Below are 15,704 nucleotides of genomic sequence, written 5' to 3' on the forward strand. Positions count from 1 at the left end.
AGGGAGCAAGCTCCCATCTGTCCGCTCGACTTGCATGTATTAGGCACGCCGCCAGCGTTCGTCCTGAGCCAGGATCAAACTCTCCGATAAAGTAGTTTGACTGACTACGCACATCGCTGTGCGATTTTATAATAAAACTTGAATTAACAGGTACGTTTTGTCTTGTTTAGTTTTCAAAGAACTTTGCAATCGCTCTTTAAGCGACTTTATTATCATAACATTTTCTGCTGTTTCCGTCAACAACTTTTTTTCGTAATTTCTTTAAAAAGCTTATCCGTCATCAGCGACGTATATTAGAATAACACCCTTACGTCTTAAAGTCAACATATAATATGAATTAAACAATAAAATGCTTAATCACTACTAACGCTGCTATTCCCGGTATGCCCAAAATTCCGCTTATGGCTGTTGTGACAATATTAATCGGCACATGGATGCCAAGGCTGCCTCCGAACATGTTCACACATACCAACAACAAAGCACCCGCTACACATTTAACAGCAGTTATACCAATCCACTTTAGCGGCTTTGCAGGTGAACCTGATAAAAACAGAAGAATAACTAGTCCTAAAATAATCCCTATAATGAAAATAGGCTCCATGAATCTTCTCATCCCCTTCGCTTGTTCTAGTACAAGCTTATGAGAAGATCCAGGAGTTTAGACCACTTACTTCCACCGGCTGATTGTCAAATTTCGCTGTTTCGCTTCCCTCAAGTAAAAAAAATACTTCGCTTCAGCTACTTTCAGCTCGCATAAAACCTCAGCTGATGGCTCAAGGCTTTTTTCGACCAGCTTCTTTTGCCTATTCCACTCTTCCTTTTGCTTAAAAAGCTGCTCGATTAGTTTTTCATCAAACTCTCTTCTCAATGTTTTCTTGCGAAGAAAACCCATGGATCGCTTTTTCCTCCCTTACAATTCACGTCTTCCTTCAAGTGCTTTAGAAAGAGTGACCTCATCAGCATATTCCAAGTCACCGCCGACGGGCAGTCCGTGGGCAATACGGGAGAGCTTAATACCAGATGGCTTCAAGAGCCTTGATATATACATCGCTGTTGCTTCCCCTTCTATATTAGGGTTTGTTGCGAGAATCACTTCTGTCACTTGATCATCCTGTAATCGTTTTAACAATTCTGGTATCTTTATATCCTCTGGTCCGATGCCGTCCATTGGGGAAATGGCGCCGTGGAGAACATGATACTGTCCGTTGTATTCTTTCATTTTCTCCATAGCAATAACATCCTTAGGGTCTTGCACAACACAGATAATGGACTTATCCCTTCTTGTATCTTCACATATATAACAAGGGTCCTGATCTGTAATATGCCCGCAAACTGAACAATATGTCAGATTGCGTTTCGCATTTACCAATGCCTTCGCAAAATCTAATACCACATCTTCTTTCATACCTAGAACAAAAAAAGCCAGACGAACCGCTGTTTTCGGTCCGATCCCTGGCAATTTCATAAAGCTGTCGATCAGCTTTGATATTGGTTCAGGATATTGCATTTTCTTTTATCCCCCTAGAACAAACCTGGCATGTTCATTCCTTTTGTAAATTGACCCATTGTTTCGTTTGTGATCTCGTCAACTTTTTTCAAGGCTTCATTTGTTGCAGCAAGCACTAAATCCTGAAGCATTTCGATATCTTCCGGGTCAACTACATCTTCATTAATGATGACATCCAGAATTTCTTTTTGCCCGTTTGCTTTTACTGTTACCATACCGCCGCCTGCAGTTCCTTCAACTACCTTTTCTGCAAGCTCTTCTTGAGCCTTGGCCATATCCTTTTGCATTTTTTGCATTTGCTTCATCATTTTTTGCATATTTCCCATTCCGCCACGCATAGCATTCACTCTCTTTCATATTGTTAGTCTTTTATTTCAATTAAATCCGCTCCGACAAGCTTTTTCGCCTCGGCAATAAGCGGATCTTCTTCAGCCGGTTCATTTGATCCTTCATTTTCCTGCTGATGATCTACTAAAAATTCTTCTCTTATTTTACCCCATTGTGCTTCTGGAACGCCAATCAAATCTATTCTTTTACCGAGCATTGATTCTAAAATCTGTTCAAGATTAGTCCGGACTCCGTTGTTATCCTCCGCGACCATTTTACAATGTATTTCATATTTGAATTTCAGTACAAATGCTGTAGAAGCTGCAGCCACAGGTTCACTGTCATTCAGCAGCGCAGCATGTGATACTTTGTTTTGCTGTTTCAAATGAGCCAGAAGCTTGCCCCAGCTGCTTCTGAGCTGATCAAGGTCCGTCCTCGTTGCTTCCTTTAAAATCTCATGAATTCTGCCTACCGGCGCTTTGTAATTGGATTTTCCGCCTTTTGGCGCACGCGGTCCCTCTTTTTTCGGACTTTCCGCCGCTGCTTTTACGCCGGTGGTTTTGAGCCGTTCTACTTCTTGCTCAAGCTGCTGGATCTTTTTCATCAGCATATCAACTTCAGGCAGATCCGCAGCAGCTGGTTGATGAGACGTCTGACAAATCTTCACCACAGCCACCTCAAAGAAGATACGGGGATGGTTCGTCCATTTCATTTCCTGGTGGCTCTTGTTCAGGATATCAATCATTTCATATATCGCCTGAGTCGGAATTTGTTCACTTAATTCCCGGAACGTTTCATCGACTTTTACTTTTTCCAGTACACCCTCTAAGCCAGGAGCTGTTTTGAACAGCAGCATGTCTCTGAAATAGAAAATCATATCCTCTATCAGCTTCGCCGGGTCTTTCCCTTGCTGAAGCAGCTCATTCAATGTTTCCAAAGCTTCAGAAACATGTTTTTCATGCAGAGATTGCGCAAGCTTTCCTATATATAACTGAGAAACGGCTCCGGTAATCAGAAGCGCATCATCAACTTTTAGCTCGTCACCGCTGAATGAGACTGCCTGATCAAGAAGGCTCAAAGCATCCCTCATACCGCCATCTGCAGCACTCGCAATAATGTCGAGCGCTCCTTCTTCAACCTGCAGCTCTTCAGCATCAACTATTTTGTTCATACGTCCGACAATCGCTTGGGATGTAATTCGCTTGAAGTCGAAACGCTGACATCTGGATATAATGGTTAAAGGAATTTTGTGCGGTTCTGTTGTTGCTAAAATGAAAATACAATGCTCAGGCGGCTCTTCTAACGTTTTTAATAACGCGTTAAAGGCGCCGATAGACAGCATATGCACCTCATCTATGATATATACCTTATATGTGACGGCCGACGGGGCAAACTTCACTTTGTCGCGGATGTCACGAATTTCATCAACACCGTTGTTAGAAGCGGCATCAATTTCTATGACATCGGATATGGACCCGTTTGTTATCCCTTTACAGGCTGCACATTCGTTACATGGCTCATCAACAGGAGCGTGTTCACAGTTGACAGCTTTGGCAAATATTTTGGCCGCACTGGTTTTCCCAGTACCCCTTGGCCCGGAAAACAAATAAGCATGAGAAAATTTCTTTTGCAAAAGGGCATTTTGCAGCGTTTTTGTAATGTGCTCTTGTCCAACCACATCTTCAAAGCGCTGAGGCCTGAATACTCGATATAAAGCTTGGTAACTCACGGGTGCGCCCTCCTCCGTTATTCATCATTCCCATTATACATGAACCGTGTATCGATTCCAAAAGCTCTTTTACATAACAAAAAACTCACCTAATATTAGGTGAGTTTGAAAATTTGATGATTGATTTACCGTGCACCTTCTGTCGATTCGCTACCCTAAGCGTTACTTAAGCAGTTAGCTCGGCCCAGGCAACCCTGCGGCACATGAGAGGTTTCACTTAATGCTGCTTCCTTCCGGACCTGACATGGTTCATGAATTCCCATTGCGCAGGACCCAAACGTCAACACCACTTACTTAAGGCAGACCTTAAAGTAAACGAACCTCGAGAAGGGATTCGGCCCCGCTAGAGCGGATTGCGGGTACAGGGCACCGCTACCTCCCCGCTTAGCACGGCAAAATAAATATCAAATTTTTTGTCGCATCTATGACGATGCACACATAAGTATATCCTTTTCCCCTAAAAATTGCAACCTTACTACTCAGACAAGTTTTTCCTAGAAGCTTTCTTCTTTTTTCTCAACTCTCTGAAAAACGCACTGAGCATTCCTCCGCATTCTTCCTCTAGCACACCGCTCACCACTTCAGCCTGATGATTAAAGCGTTCTTCCTGAAGAAGGTTCATTAACGTGCCTGAACAGCCTCCTTTTGGATCAAAAGCGCCAAACACCACTTTTTCCACGCGTGAAAGCACGACGGCTCCAGCACACATCGGACAAGGCTCAAGGGTAACGTAAAGAGTTGCCCCCTCCAGTCTCCATGTTCCAAGTGACTTGCACGCTTCATCAATCACAAGCATTTCCGCATGAGCGATAGACCGCTGCTCTGTTTCTCTTAAATTGTGCGCGCGTGCCACGATTTCATCATTCACGACAAGCACGGCGCCGATCGGCACCTCGCCTTTCGCTTCAGCTTTTTTCGCTTCTTTTATTGCTTCTTTCATATAAAGTTCATCTTGATTCATAAGGTTAGCTCTCTTTTCAAAGTTTTTTCCTTACCTAAAAAGGCTACATATTAACTATAACTTAAACAGAAAGGAGACTGTCGATGTCTAAAGCAGACACAGCTCTTCTCATTGTCGACATGATCAATAATTTTGAATTCGATATGGGAGAAAGCCTCGCCAACAAAACAGAAAAAATCGTTCCTCACATTTTATCATTAAAAAAGCATGCGAGACAAAATGACTGGCCGATTATATACATTAATGATCATTACGGGCTTTGGCAAGCGGATATCCAAAATATCCAGCAAGAATGTGAAAACGAGAAGAGCAAGGCCATTATTGAAAAGATATCACCCGAGGATGAAGACTATTTTCTAATCAAACCGAAACACTCCGCTTTTTATGAAACAGCCCTCCATACCCTCCTTACTGAATTACAGGTGAAACGCATTGTCTTAACAGGTATAGCGGGGAATATATGCGTACTATTTACTGCTAATGATGCTTACATGAGAGAATACAGCATTACGATACCTAAGGACTGCATTGCTTCTAACAGCGATAAGGATAATGAATTTGCCCTAACTATGATGGAAAATGTTCTTTTCGCAGAAATTACAACGGAAGAACAAATTACTGAAAAACAAACATGATTAGCGCTTTCCTTTCATACATTGTAGCGATATGAAAGGAGGCGTTTTTCATTCAAATTTATGTAGTGAAACAAGGTGACACTCTTACTGCTATCGCTTCACAATACAGAACAACTGTAAATGAAATTACAGAGACGAATGAAATACCGAATCCCGGCAGCCTTGTTGTCGGACAAACCATTGTCATTCCAATAGCTGGCCAGTTTTATGATGTTCAACAAGGCGATACCCTGACATCCATCGCACGGCAATTCAATACGACAGCAGCCGAGCTTGCCAGGGTGAACCGAATCCAGTTAAATACCGTACTGCAGATTGGTTTCCGTTTATACATTCCTCCAGTTCCTAAACGAGACATCGAATCAAGTGCTTATTTGGAGCCCCGCGGAAATCAAGTCAGCGAAAATCTCCAGCAGGCGGCCAGAGAAGCGTCGCCCTACTTAACGTACCTTGGCGCATTCAGTTTCCAGGCACAGCGTGATGGAACCTTAGTCGCACCGCCTTTAACGAATTTAAGAAGCATTGCAGAGAATCAAGACACGACAATGATGATGATTATAACAAACCTAGAAAACCAGGCATTCAGCGATGAGCTCGGCCGGATCCTTTTGAACGACAATACTGTGAAAAGAAGACTTTTGAATGAAATAGTCGAGAATGCCAGAAGATATGGCTTCCGTGCTATTCATTTTGACTTTGAATACTTACGGCCCCAGGATAGAGAGGCATATAATCAATTTCTCCGCGAGGCAAGGGATCTTTTCCATCGAGAAGGCTTAGAAATTTCTACGGCGCTTGCCCCTAAAACAAGTGCAACACAGCAGGGGAGATGGTATGAAGCTCATGATTACAGAGCCCATGGCCAAATTGTCGACTTTGTTGTCCTCATGACATATGAATGGGGCTATAGCGGCGGGCCAGCTCAAGCTGTTTCTCCAATTGGGCCTGTTCGAGACGTCATAGAATATGCTTTGACAGAAATGCCTGCGAATAAAATTGTCATGGGACAGAATTTATATGGGTATGACTGGACACTGCCTTATACAGCAGGAGGAAATCCGGCAAGAGCGATAAGCCCTCAACAAGCCATTGTCATAGCTGATCAAAACAATGCCGACATCCAGTATGACGAAACCGCTCAAGCCCCTTTCTTTCGCTATACTGATGCAGAAAACAGAAGGCATGAGGTATGGTTTGAGGATGCCCGATCGATCCAAGCCAAATTCAATCTGATTAAAGAGCTGAATTTAAGAGGCATTAGTTATTGGAAGCTGGGACTTTCCTTTCCTCAAAACTGGCTGCTGCTTTCTGATCAATTTCAAGTTGTCAAAAAGACGTTCCGTTAATTTGGAAACGTCTTTTTTTCATAGGGGAATCCAAGGGTTGTGATACAATATGAAGGTCAGCAATTGACGGACGTTTTTTAGAAATAAGGAGGATTCCAATGAATACAGCCCCTTTTATCGCAGTTGAAGGTCCTATCGGGGCAGGAAAAACAACGCTCGCGACGATGCTTTCACAAGAGCTTGGATTCCCTATGATCAGTGAGATTGTTGAGGATAACCCATACCTTGATAAGTTTTATGACAATATAGAGGAATGGAGCTTCCAGCTTGAGATGTTTTTTCTTTGTCACAGATACAAACAGCTTGAGGATACCAGCCTTCACTTTTTAAATGAAGGACAGCCTGTGATAGCTGATTATCACATTTATAAAAATGTGATTTTTGCGGAACGAACGCTGTCTGAACAGCAGCTCAACAAATACAGAAAGATTTATCATCTTCTTACCGATGATCTTCCAAAGCCAAATGTCATCATTTACATAAAGGCAAGTCTGCCCACATTGTTACACCGCATTGAAAAACGCGGGCGCCCCTTTGAGAAAAAAATTGAAACCAGCTATTTGGAACAGCTGATCGCAGATTATGACATCGCCATCAAGCAGCTGCAGGAAGCAGATCCAGGTCTTACGGTGTTAACAATAGATGGCGATTCAAAGGATTTCGTTTTAAATAAGAGCGATTTTGAACGTATTGCCGCCCATGTAAAGGAGCTTATAAAATGAAAGAACATCATATCCCTAAGAATTCAATCATTACAGTAGCAGGAACAGTAGGTGTCGGTAAATCAACTTTAACAAGAGCATTGGCTAAACGGCTTGGCTTTAAAACCTCTCTTGAAGAAGTCGATCATAACCCATACTTAGAAAAATTCTATCATGATTTTGAACGCTGGAGCTTCCATCTGCAAATCTATTTCTTAGCTGAACGGTTCAAAGAACAGAAAAATATTTTTGAAGCTGGCGGAGGGTTTGTACAGGATCGTTCTATTTATGAGGATACTGGGATTTTCGCAAAAATGCACGCTGACAAAGGGACGATGTCAAAGATTGATTATAAAACGTATACAAGCCTGTTTGAAGCAATGGTCATGACACCGTATTTCCCGCATCCTGATGTGTTGATCTACTTAGAAGGCGATCTGGAAAACATATTAACCCGGATTGAGGAACGCGGACGTGAAATGGAGCTTCAAACAGACCGGTCTTATTGGGAAGAAATGCACACACGTTACGAAAACTGGATCAGCGGTTTTAACGCCTGTCCTGTCCTGAAAATCCGTATTGAGGATTATGATCTGAAGAATGATGAAAGTTCTATCGAGAACATTGTTGATCAAATTGCAACTGTCATTCATGAAACGAAAAAAAAGTGAATCTCATGACCTGAGATTCACTTTTTTATGATATTAAAAAATCCGTTGCAAACGGTGCAACGGACAAAACAATCTCCAATATATGCTTGAGTTTCATTAGAATTAAAATCAATATGGCGGAGGAAGAGGGATTCGAACCCCCGCGGGCTTTGACACCCCTGTCGGTTTTCAAGACCGATCCCTTCAGCCGGACTTGGGTATTCCTCCGTATCGACAAGACTTACTATATCATGAATGATTTGTGATGGTCAAGCATTTTTAAAAACTTTTTTTGTTTTTATAAAAATGTTCGGTTTAAATACCGAAAAGGCGTGCCTTATCAGGCACACCTTTTCAGCATTACGCTTTGATGACTTCTCTATTTCCCATATAAGGACGAAGCACTTTTGGTATAATGACGCTTCCGTCTTCCTGCTGATAATTTTCTAAAATAGCAGCAACTGTTCTTCCGACTGCCAGACCTGAGCCGTTCAATGTGTGTACATGCTCTGGTTTGCCTTTCGCTTCACGTCTGAAACGAATGTTCGCACGTCTGGCTTGGAACGCTTCGAAGTTGCTGCAAGAAGAAATTTCACGATAAGTGTCTTGGCTCGGAATCCATACTTCTATATCGTATTTTTTCGCAGCTGTAAATCCTAAATCACCCGTACACATGCTCATTACACGGTATGGGAGTTCCAACAGCTGAAGCACACGCTCAGCTTGGTTTGTTAGCTTTTCTAACTCATCATAAGAATCTTCCGGCTTTACAAACTTCACAAGCTCCACTTTATTAAACTGGTGCTGACGGATTAATCCCCGTGTATCGCGCCCTGCTGAACCAGCTTCTGAGCGGAAGCAGGCACTGAATGCCGCATAATTAATCGGCAGGCTGTCTCCTGACAGAATTTCATCCCGATGCATGTTTGTGATCGGCACTTCAGCAGTCGGAATCAAGAAGTAATCCTCTTCTCTGATCTTAAACGCATCCTCTTCGAACTTTGGAAGCTGACCTGTTCCTGTCATGCTTGCGCGGTTTACCATATAAGGCGGGATGACCTCAGTATAGTTATACTCATCCACATGAAGGTCTAGCATAAAATTATAAAGCGCACGCTCCAAGCGAGCACCTAAGCCTTTATAAAACACGAAGCGGCTACCTGTCACCTTCGCAGCACGTTCAAAATCAAGAATGCCAAGCTCATCAGCAATATCCCAATGCGGTTTTGGCTCGTATGCAAATGAAGGAGTTTCGCCCCATTTCCGGATTTCTACGTTATCATCTTCTGTTTCACCGACTGGCACTGATTCGTGAGGAATATTCGGGATTGAGAGAAGAATGGTTTCAAGGGCAGATTCCACTGTTCTTAATTCTTCATCAAGTTTTTTAATTTCCTCGCCGACTTCACGCATTTCTTTAATGATATGATCCGCGTCTTTTTTCTCGCGTTTTAAAACAGCTACCTGCTGGGATACTTCATTCCGTTTTCCTTTTAGCTCTTCTACTTTTCCGATAAGCTCTCGTCTTTTATCATCAAGCTCCTCGAACTTATCAAAATCTGTTAAGTCTTCGCCTTTGTGTACAAGCTTTGCTTTAATTTCTTGAAAATTCGCTCTCAGCATTTTCGTATCAAGCATGCGAAACACTCCTTTTTTCATTAAATTCATTGAATTATCGAAAATAAAAAGAGCCCTCATCCCCATGAAAGGGACGAGAGCTCTCGCGTTGCCACCCTGATTGAAAACAAGCCATAGACTTGTTTTCCGCTTTCACACATAACGGTTATCCCGTAAACGCCTACTTCATTCAGCATTTCGCTCAAGGATGGATTCAGACAGCATCTTTCACCGATTCGCACCAACCATCGGCTCTCTTAGAAAGAGAGGCTTCCTACTAGTTCCTATCAACGCTTTTCGATCTTTATTTGTGTTTATAATGTACTATAAGTTTCCACAGCTTTCAACTGTTTTATACAAGGGCTTTTTGCTTGTATTCCTCAACCATTTGAACGAACAGCTTTGTCACCCGATGATCCTCTGTCAGCTCCGGATGGAACGAACAGCCCAAGAAATTATCCTGTTTAGCCGCAACAATGCGTCCGTTATGCTCAGAAATCACTTCAACATTTTCACCGGCTTCCAAGATATGCGGCGCACGGATGAATACGCCAGTAAAAGGTTCATCCAGCCCTTTAATGGTTAAATCAGCCTCAAAGCTATCGACCTGCCGGCCAAACGAATTCCGTTCAACAACCACATTCAGCAAACCTAAATGAGCGTTATCTGAACCGGCAATTTCTTTTGCTAATATAATTAACCCGGCACATGTCCCAAACATCGGTTTTCCCTGAGCAGCAAACTCACGCAATGGCTCCATGAATTGATACGTATCAATTAAACGGCGCATTGTCGTGCTTTCTCCGCCCGGCAAAATTAAACCATCGATTTCGTTTAGCTGCTCTGGGCGTTTAATAACAAGTCCAGCTGCACCGCATGCTTCAATTGCATGGATATGCTCTCTTACTGCTCCTTGAAGTCCTAGTACACCTATTGTTAACATATCGTAGCTCTCCTATATTCTTACCAGCCGCGTTCTTGCATACGCTGTTCTGGAAGTAAATTTGAGATTTCAATCCCTTTCATTGCAGTTCCAAGCTCTTTTGAAAGCTCTGCAATCAATTTATAATCAGTGAAGTGAGTTGTTGCTTCCACAATTGCTTTTGCAAATTTTGCAGGATTGTCTGATTTGAAGATACCAGAACCAACAAATACACCGTCAGCGCCAAGCTGCATCATAAGTGCTGCATCTGCAGGAGTCGCTACGCCGCCAGCCGCAAAGTTAACGACAGGAAGTTTACCGTCTCTTTTAATTTGTTGAAGCAGCTCATAAGGCGCTCCCAAATTTTTCGCTTCAGTCATTAGCTCATCATCGCTCATTGCAACCACTTTGCGTACTTGAGCGTTTACCTTGCGCATATGGCGAACAGCTTCGACGATATTACCTGTTCCAGGCTCCCCTTTTGTACGAAGCATAGAAGCGCCTTCAGCAATACGGCGTGTTGCTTCGCCAAGATCACGGCAGCCGCACACGAAAGGAACTGTATATTCATTTTTATTCAAATGAAATTCTTCGTCAGCCGGAGTCAGAACTTCACTTTCATCAATATAGTCAACACCCATAGCCTCAAGCACACGCGCTTCAACAATATGTCCGATACGCGCTTTTGCCATTACCGGGATAGATACTGCATTCATTACTTCTTCCACGATAGTAGGGTCTGCCATACGGGCAACTCCTCCAGCCGCACGAATATCAGCTGGTACACGTTCTAGCGCCATTACAGCGACAGCTCCAGCCTCTTCAGCAATCTTCGCTTGTTCTGCATTGATGACGTCCATGATGACGCCGCCTTTTTGCATTTCTGCCATTCCGCGTTTTACTCGTTCAGTACCTGTTTGAGCCATTTTTTGGTCCCCCTAATCAAGGTATAGTTATATGATTTCTACTTCTTATTGTATCCTAGAAATCCAATAATTCATATGGATATTACTTATTTTATTCGGTTTTTAGGGCTTTGAAAATCATTTTTTATTAAAAATTGGGTTTTTTCAGTATATTAAGCGAAAGAGCCCTAACATTAATCAGAGCTCTTTCCATTCATTAAAACCAGCCAGTTACTGTATCAACAATGCTTCCCCAGATACCAGCAAAAAATCCGCCGATGCTGCGCATTGTTAAAACAAACCAGTTTGCTTTATCTACATTTTCTTTTGTCACAAGGTCTACCCCTGCCAGGCTGCTGTTAAGGAATCCATAGTCCTTTTCATCACCTGTATATTCTGCAGTCAGTTTCCCAACCTTCGTCCCTTTTTTCACAGGGGCAGTCAAGGTGTCTTTGTTTAAAGTGACTTTTGCTTTGTAATTCTTTTCTTCACCATTTTTGACAGGAAGAGAAAATGCCTTGCTTGTCACAATGCCTACTTCTTTCTCTTTACCTTTATCTACAGAAACGGTTTTATGGCCTTTTACTTGATCGCCTTCAGCATAAATTTCTTTCATAGAGAAATTGTTGAAAGCATAATCAAACATCTTTTTCGTTTCATCGAAACGGCCAGTGTGAATGTTGCCTTTTGCGTTTAACACTACAGTGATGACACGCATACCGTTTCTTTCAGCTGTTCCTGTAAAACATGAACCCGCAGAGTCAGTAGAACCTGTTTTCAGTCCATCTACAGTTGCACCTTTATACTCACTGACAAGACCCTTCAGCATAAAGTTCCAGTTCGGCATGTCCATTTCATCATCTGTGCCTTTTCTGAACTTCATTTTTGAGATGCTGGAAGTTTCTAAAATCTCAGGGTAGTCAGTAATCAGGTGATCTGCAAGAATAGCCATGTCCTTAGCAGAAACTTCACTTTCTTCATCTACGCTTGTCCCTTCAGGCTGCTTGCCGTGGAGATCCTTGTTTTCAAGCCCTGTTGCATTAACAAATTTGTAATTTGTTAATCCCAGTTCTTTTGCTTTTGCATTCATTTTTTCAACGAACTTTGTTTCAGAGCCTGCAATAACTTCTGCAATGGCAATCGCAGCCGCATTTGCAGAATAGATTGCTGTAGCTTGATAAAGTTCTTTTACTGTGTATTTTCCGTCTTTCCGAAGAGGAACGTTTGATAAACTGTTATCTTGGGAAATCTCATACACATAGTCATCAGGCGTATAGGTTTGGTCCCATTTTACTTTGCCTTCATCAATTGCTTCTAATAACAGATACTCTGTCATCATTTTTGTCATACTTGCAATTGGCAGTCTTTTCTCTGCATTTTTGCTGTAAAGAATTTTACCTGAAGAAGCTTCGATCATAATAGCAGCTGATGCGTTGATATCAATTGGATCGCTGGCAGCCTTTGCTTTTGACATTGGAGTCAGGCAAGTTACGGCCAGTGTTAAAACAACCAATGACATCAATAGCTGTTTACATTTCTTGATGTTCAATCGTACGACCTCCGTATTTCATTTTTCTTCATCTATAATTAAGCCGTTAAGGACATTTTCAATGCACAACAGTATAAATTTTATCATAATCAGTATAAAAAAAATAGACAGAGTCAGAGACCCTGTCAAATGTTTTTAATTTGTAACAATTTATTTATGAAATTGTATAGTTAGGTGATTCTTTTGTAATCTGTACATCATGCGGATGACTTTCACGAAGGCCTGCACCAGTCATACGAATGAACTGAGCTTCTTCTCTTAAAGCACGAAGATCTTTAGATCCGCAATATCCCATACCAGAACGAAGACCACCGACTAGCTGATAAACTGTTTCTTCAACCGGTCCCTTGTAAGGTGTGCGTCCTTCAATTCCTTCTGGAACGAATTTTTTGTTTTCTTCTTGGAAGTAACGGTCTTTACTTCCTTTTTCCATTGCAGCAACAGATCCCATACCGCGGTATACTTTGAATCTTCTGCCTTGGTAGATTTCAGTTTCACCAGGGCTTTCTGACGTACCTGCCAGCAAGCTTCCAAGCATAACAGCATGTCCGCCGGCTGCCAATGCTTTTGCAATATCGCCAGAGAATTTAATTCCGCCGTCTGCGATAATTGTTTTGCCATGTTTTCTTGCTTCAGTCGCACAGTCATAAATCGCTGTGATTTGAGGTACACCAACACCTGCTACAACACGAGTAGTACAAATGGAACCCGGTCCGATTCCTACTTTGACTACATCAGCACCAGCTTCGAAGAGTGCCTTTGTTGCTTCAGCAGTTGCTACGTTTCCAGCGATAATATTTAATTCAGGATACGTTTCACGGATCTTTGTCACTGTGTTTAACACGCCTTGAGAATGCCCGTGTGCTGTGTCGATCACAATGACATCCACATTGGCTTCTACAAGCTTTTTCACGCGTGTCATCGTGTCGCCAGTTACGCCAACTGCCGCACCAACGATCAGACGTCCGTGAATGTCTTTAGATGAGTTAGGGAATTCGATAACTTTTTCAATGTCTTTAATCGTGATAAGACCTTTTAATTTATTTTGATCGTCAACGAGTGGAAGCTTTTCAATTTTATGTTTCTGCAAAATCTTTTCAGCTTCGTCTAAAGTCGTTCCAACCGGTGCAGTGACAAGTTCTTCTTTTGTCATGACATCGCTGATTTTCATTGAGTAATCAGAAATAAAGCGAAGGTCGCGGTTCGTGATAATTCCGACAAGCTTTTGGTCTTCTTCGTTATCTACAATCGGAACACCGGAAATTCTGTATTTCCCCATCAAATGCTCCGCATCATAAACTTGGTGATCAGGAGTTAAAAAGAAGGGATTTGTAATAACGCCTCGTTCAGAGCGTTTTACTTTATCAACTTGTTCAGCCTGCTGCTCGATCGACATATTTTTATGAATAATGCCCAAGCCGCCCTGTCTAGCCATTGCAATTGCCATTGCTGATTCTGTTACAGTATCCATACCTGCGCTGATGACAGGAATATTCAGCTTTAACGTCTTTGTAAGTTCAACAGATAAATCCACATCACGCGGAAGTACCTCTGACTTAGCTGGTACAAGCAGCACATCGTCGAACGTTAAGCCTTCTTTTGAAAATTTACTTTCCCACATTAGTAAATCCCCCTCTTTTCGGCAAAATATTATATGTAGATTATCAACAAGCCAAGAGCATGTCAAGGAACCCAAAAAGAGTTGAAATATTTAGATAACGGAAAGGAATTAGAAATACATATGACATATCATGAATGGAAAGACTTAGCGCTATTTTATTCCGTAGAATCAACCCAGAAATTTCTAGAAAAAGTCTATGTCTTAAATGGTGCAGATGAGGCGAAACGGAACTCTTTTAAAAACAGCGAGCGGTTTATTTTCTTCTTGAAGCATGCTGAATCATTTTATAAGCAAGCCTCTTGCTCGCCTTTAGAAATCAAACCGATTCTTTTATTTTACGGGATGTCACAGCTGATCAAAGCCTGTCTCATCACACAGGATCCTCACTACCCAAGCCATACATCCGTTCTCGCACATGGCGTCACAGCACGTAAAAGAAAGAAGCAAAATTATTGTTTTAGCGATGATGAAGTAAAAATACAACGCAACGGATTATGTATGCACTTCATGAAACACTTATTTGGTCAATCAGGTATAGAAGATGAACGGTATACTATGAAAAAGTTATTAGCCGCTATACCAGAGTTAAGTGATATTTTTTATTTTCAGAAAAAGGAACGATTTATTACAAAAATTCAGAAGGAAAAGGACATGGTTTCTATACCAGAGGATATCGTGATTCATTATAAGATGTCCGATTCACGATTTGTTGAATATATGTCTCATCATTTTCAATGGACCTTTTTGAAGAAAGATAAAGATGATCTTCAGTTCCATCTTTCACGGCAAGACATAAATCCATGGACCTCAATTAGCCTATTATTTGATATGGACAAAAGACAATATTATATTCCTTCTAAACGAGATCAATTTCTAAAACTTCCTGAAATAACGATCCACTATTTAATTTTGTACAACATAGGAATGATTGCGAGGTATGAGACAGAATGGTGGTATGAGCTATTAACGCAGCATGTTAGTGATGATTACGTGTTCATTCAGCAGTTTTTAATGGTAACGGAAAACAAATTCCCTAAATACATTTTGAAATTCCTGCAGCAATATGTATAAACAAAAAACCCAGCTCATTGAGCTGGGTTTTACCCTTTGCTTGGCGGCGTCCTACTCTCACAGGGGGAAACCCCCGACTACCATCGGCGCTGAAGAGCTTAACTTCCGTGTTCGGCATGGGAACGGGTGTGACCTCTTCGCTATCGCCACCAAACAATTGAGA

The 15,704-nt window shown here is 41.8% G+C and carries 16 protein-coding genes, 1 tRNA gene, 2 rRNA genes, 1 other RNA gene and 1 other annotated feature; of the genes, 5 read left to right on the plus strand and 15 right to left on the minus strand.

Annotated features, from left to right (window positions below):
• The 8 genes from LJF29_RS20825 to tadA all read right to left on the minus strand — a co-directional run.
• Positions 1-90, minus strand: a 16S ribosomal RNA gene (locus LJF29_RS20825); the annotation flags it as partial.
• A 247-nt stretch (positions 91-337) separates the two neighbouring features.
• Entirely contained in the window at positions 338-601 is a 264-nt protein-coding gene (gene bofA / locus LJF29_RS20830; RefSeq protein ID WP_010332746.1) for a sigma-K factor-processing regulator BofA, read from the minus strand.
• Positions 602-667: 66 nt separating this feature from the next.
• On the minus strand, positions 668-892 hold the full coding sequence (locus LJF29_RS20835) for a YaaL family protein (RefSeq protein ID WP_010332745.1): 225 nt from the start codon (positions 890-892) through the stop codon (positions 668-670).
• Positions 893-910: 18 nt separating this feature from the next.
• Complete coding sequence (recR, locus tag LJF29_RS20840; protein ID WP_003242386.1) at positions 911-1,507, minus strand: recombination protein RecR; 597 nt, start codon at positions 1,505-1,507, stop codon at positions 911-913.
• Between the two features lie 14 nt (positions 1,508-1,521).
• Positions 1,522-1,845 (minus strand): YbaB/EbfC family nucleoid-associated protein, encoded by a 324-nt coding sequence (locus LJF29_RS20845; protein WP_010332744.1) that lies wholly within the window; start codon positions 1,843-1,845, stop codon positions 1,522-1,524.
• A gap of 23 nt (positions 1,846-1,868) precedes the next feature.
• Positions 1,869-3,563, minus strand: a complete 1,695-nt coding sequence (dnaX, locus tag LJF29_RS20850; protein WP_010332743.1) for a DNA polymerase III subunit gamma/tau — start codon at positions 3,561-3,563, stop codon at positions 1,869-1,871.
• Between the two features lie 128 nt (positions 3,564-3,691).
• Positions 3,692-3,956: signal recognition particle sRNA large type (ffs, locus tag LJF29_RS20855), an RNA gene on the minus strand.
• An 82-nt stretch (positions 3,957-4,038) separates the two neighbouring features.
• Positions 4,039-4,524 carry a tRNA adenosine(34) deaminase TadA gene (gene tadA, locus LJF29_RS20860; RefSeq protein ID WP_010332742.1) on the minus strand — a complete coding sequence of 162 codons (486 nt, stop codon included), beginning with the start codon at positions 4,522-4,524 and terminating at the stop codon, positions 4,039-4,041.
• An 83-nt stretch (positions 4,525-4,607) separates the two neighbouring features.
• Here tadA and LJF29_RS20865 point away from each other — a divergent pair, with 83 nt between their 5' ends.
• The 4 genes from LJF29_RS20865 to dck all read left to right on the plus strand — a co-directional run bounded on the left by LJF29_RS20865 (position 4,608) and on the right by dck (position 7,877).
• Positions 4,608-5,159: an isochorismatase family cysteine hydrolase gene (locus LJF29_RS20865; RefSeq protein WP_229150282.1), complete on the plus strand. Its 552-nt coding sequence runs from the start codon at positions 4,608-4,610 to the stop codon at positions 5,157-5,159.
• Positions 5,160-5,215: 56 nt separating this feature from the next.
• Positions 5,216-6,505 (plus strand): glycoside hydrolase family 18 protein, encoded by a 1,290-nt coding sequence (locus LJF29_RS20870; protein WP_081720751.1) that lies wholly within the window; start codon positions 5,216-5,218, stop codon positions 6,503-6,505.
• Positions 6,506-6,603: 98 nt separating this feature from the next.
• Positions 6,604-7,227 carry a deoxyguanosine kinase gene (dgk, locus tag LJF29_RS20875; RefSeq protein ID WP_010332739.1) on the plus strand — a complete coding sequence of 208 codons (624 nt, stop codon included), beginning with the start codon at positions 6,604-6,606 and terminating at the stop codon, positions 7,225-7,227.
• Positions 7,224-7,877 (plus strand): deoxyadenosine/deoxycytidine kinase, encoded by a 654-nt coding sequence (dck, locus tag LJF29_RS20880; RefSeq protein WP_168746738.1) that lies wholly within the window; start codon positions 7,224-7,226, stop codon positions 7,875-7,877. The genes dgk and dck overlap by 4 nt, the downstream gene beginning before the upstream one ends.
• A gap of 114 nt (positions 7,878-7,991) precedes the next feature.
• On the opposite strand, the gene LJF29_RS20885 is transcribed toward dck, so the two are convergent.
• The 6 genes from LJF29_RS20885 to guaB form a co-directional block, all read right to left on the minus strand.
• Positions 7,992-8,084, minus strand: a tRNA-Ser gene (locus tag LJF29_RS20885).
• A 132-nt stretch (positions 8,085-8,216) separates the two neighbouring features.
• The gene (gene serS, locus LJF29_RS20890) at positions 8,217-9,494 is read right to left on the minus strand and encodes a serine--tRNA ligase (protein WP_168746737.1); all 1,278 of its coding nucleotides are present in this window, start codon (positions 9,492-9,494) and stop codon (positions 8,217-8,219) included.
• Positions 9,495-9,560: 66 nt separating this feature from the next.
• Positions 9,561-9,773: a binding site (T-box leader), on the minus strand.
• Positions 9,774-9,825: 52 nt separating this feature from the next.
• Positions 9,826-10,416: a pyridoxal 5'-phosphate synthase glutaminase subunit PdxT gene (pdxT, locus tag LJF29_RS20895; RefSeq protein WP_168746736.1), complete on the minus strand. Its 591-nt coding sequence runs from the start codon at positions 10,414-10,416 to the stop codon at positions 9,826-9,828.
• Between the two features lie 20 nt (positions 10,417-10,436).
• Positions 10,437-11,321 (minus strand): pyridoxal 5'-phosphate synthase lyase subunit PdxS, encoded by an 885-nt coding sequence (gene pdxS / locus LJF29_RS20900; RefSeq protein ID WP_024123589.1) that lies wholly within the window; start codon positions 11,319-11,321, stop codon positions 10,437-10,439.
• Positions 11,322-11,517: 196 nt separating this feature from the next.
• Entirely contained in the window at positions 11,518-12,849 is a 1,332-nt protein-coding gene (dacA, locus tag LJF29_RS20905; protein ID WP_229150283.1) for a D-alanyl-D-alanine carboxypeptidase, read from the minus strand.
• Positions 12,850-13,003: 154 nt separating this feature from the next.
• Positions 13,004-14,470 carry an IMP dehydrogenase gene (guaB, locus tag LJF29_RS20910; protein ID WP_168746734.1) on the minus strand — a complete coding sequence of 489 codons (1,467 nt, stop codon included), beginning with the start codon at positions 14,468-14,470 and terminating at the stop codon, positions 13,004-13,006.
• A 120-nt stretch (positions 14,471-14,590) separates the two neighbouring features.
• Here guaB and LJF29_RS20915 point away from each other — a divergent pair, with 120 nt between their 5' ends.
• Positions 14,591-15,541 (plus strand): YaaC family protein, encoded by a 951-nt coding sequence (locus LJF29_RS20915; RefSeq protein ID WP_229150284.1) that lies wholly within the window; start codon positions 14,591-14,593, stop codon positions 15,539-15,541.
• Between the two features lie 38 nt (positions 15,542-15,579).
• Here the strand turns inward: LJF29_RS20915 and rrf are convergent.
• A 5S ribosomal RNA gene (rrf, locus tag LJF29_RS20920) occupies positions 15,580-15,695 on the minus strand.
• Positions 15,696-15,704 lie beyond the last annotated feature (9 nt).

The sequence above is a fragment of the Bacillus sp. LBG-1-113 genome (assembly GCF_020708615.1).
GTDB classification, from domain to species: domain Bacteria; phylum Bacillota; class Bacilli; order Bacillales; family Bacillaceae; genus Bacillus; species Bacillus mojavensis.

What these genes read in the sequence shown, in the direction of transcription:
- bofA (WP_010332746.1), bottom strand. Translation starts at nt 601, where the DNA reads ATGGAGCCTATTTTCATTATAGGGATTATTTTAGGACTAGTTATTCTT.
- LJF29_RS20835 (WP_010332745.1), bottom strand. Translation starts at nt 892, where the DNA reads ATGGGTTTTCTTCGCAAGAAAACATTGAGAAGAGAGTTTGATGAAAAA.
- recR (WP_003242386.1), bottom strand. Translation starts at nt 1,507, where the DNA reads ATGCAATATCCTGAACCAATATCAAAGCTGATCGACAGCTTTATGAAA.
- LJF29_RS20845 (WP_010332744.1), bottom strand. Translation starts at nt 1,845, where the DNA reads ATGCGTGGCGGAATGGGAAATATGCAAAAAATGATGAAGCAAATGCAA.
- tadA (WP_010332742.1), bottom strand. Translation starts at nt 4,524, where the DNA reads ATGAATCAAGATGAACTTTATATGAAAGAAGCAATAAAAGAAGCGAAA.
- LJF29_RS20865 (WP_229150282.1), top strand. Translation starts at nt 4,608, where the DNA reads ATGTCTAAAGCAGACACAGCTCTTCTCATTGTCGACATGATCAATAAT.
- dgk (WP_010332739.1), top strand. Translation starts at nt 6,604, where the DNA reads ATGAATACAGCCCCTTTTATCGCAGTTGAAGGTCCTATCGGGGCAGGA.
- dck (WP_168746738.1), top strand. Translation starts at nt 7,224, where the DNA reads ATGAAAGAACATCATATCCCTAAGAATTCAATCATTACAGTAGCAGGA.
- serS (WP_168746737.1), bottom strand. Translation starts at nt 9,494, where the DNA reads ATGCTTGATACGAAAATGCTGAGAGCGAATTTTCAAGAAATTAAAGCA.
- pdxT (WP_168746736.1), bottom strand. Translation starts at nt 10,416, where the DNA reads ATGTTAACAATAGGTGTACTAGGACTTCAAGGAGCAGTAAGAGAGCAT.
- pdxS (WP_024123589.1), bottom strand. Translation starts at nt 11,321, where the DNA reads ATGGCTCAAACAGGTACTGAACGAGTAAAACGCGGAATGGCAGAAATG.
- guaB (WP_168746734.1), bottom strand. Translation starts at nt 14,470, where the DNA reads ATGTGGGAAAGTAAATTTTCAAAAGAAGGCTTAACGTTCGACGATGTG.
- LJF29_RS20915 (WP_229150284.1), top strand. Translation starts at nt 14,591, where the DNA reads ATGACATATCATGAATGGAAAGACTTAGCGCTATTTTATTCCGTAGAA.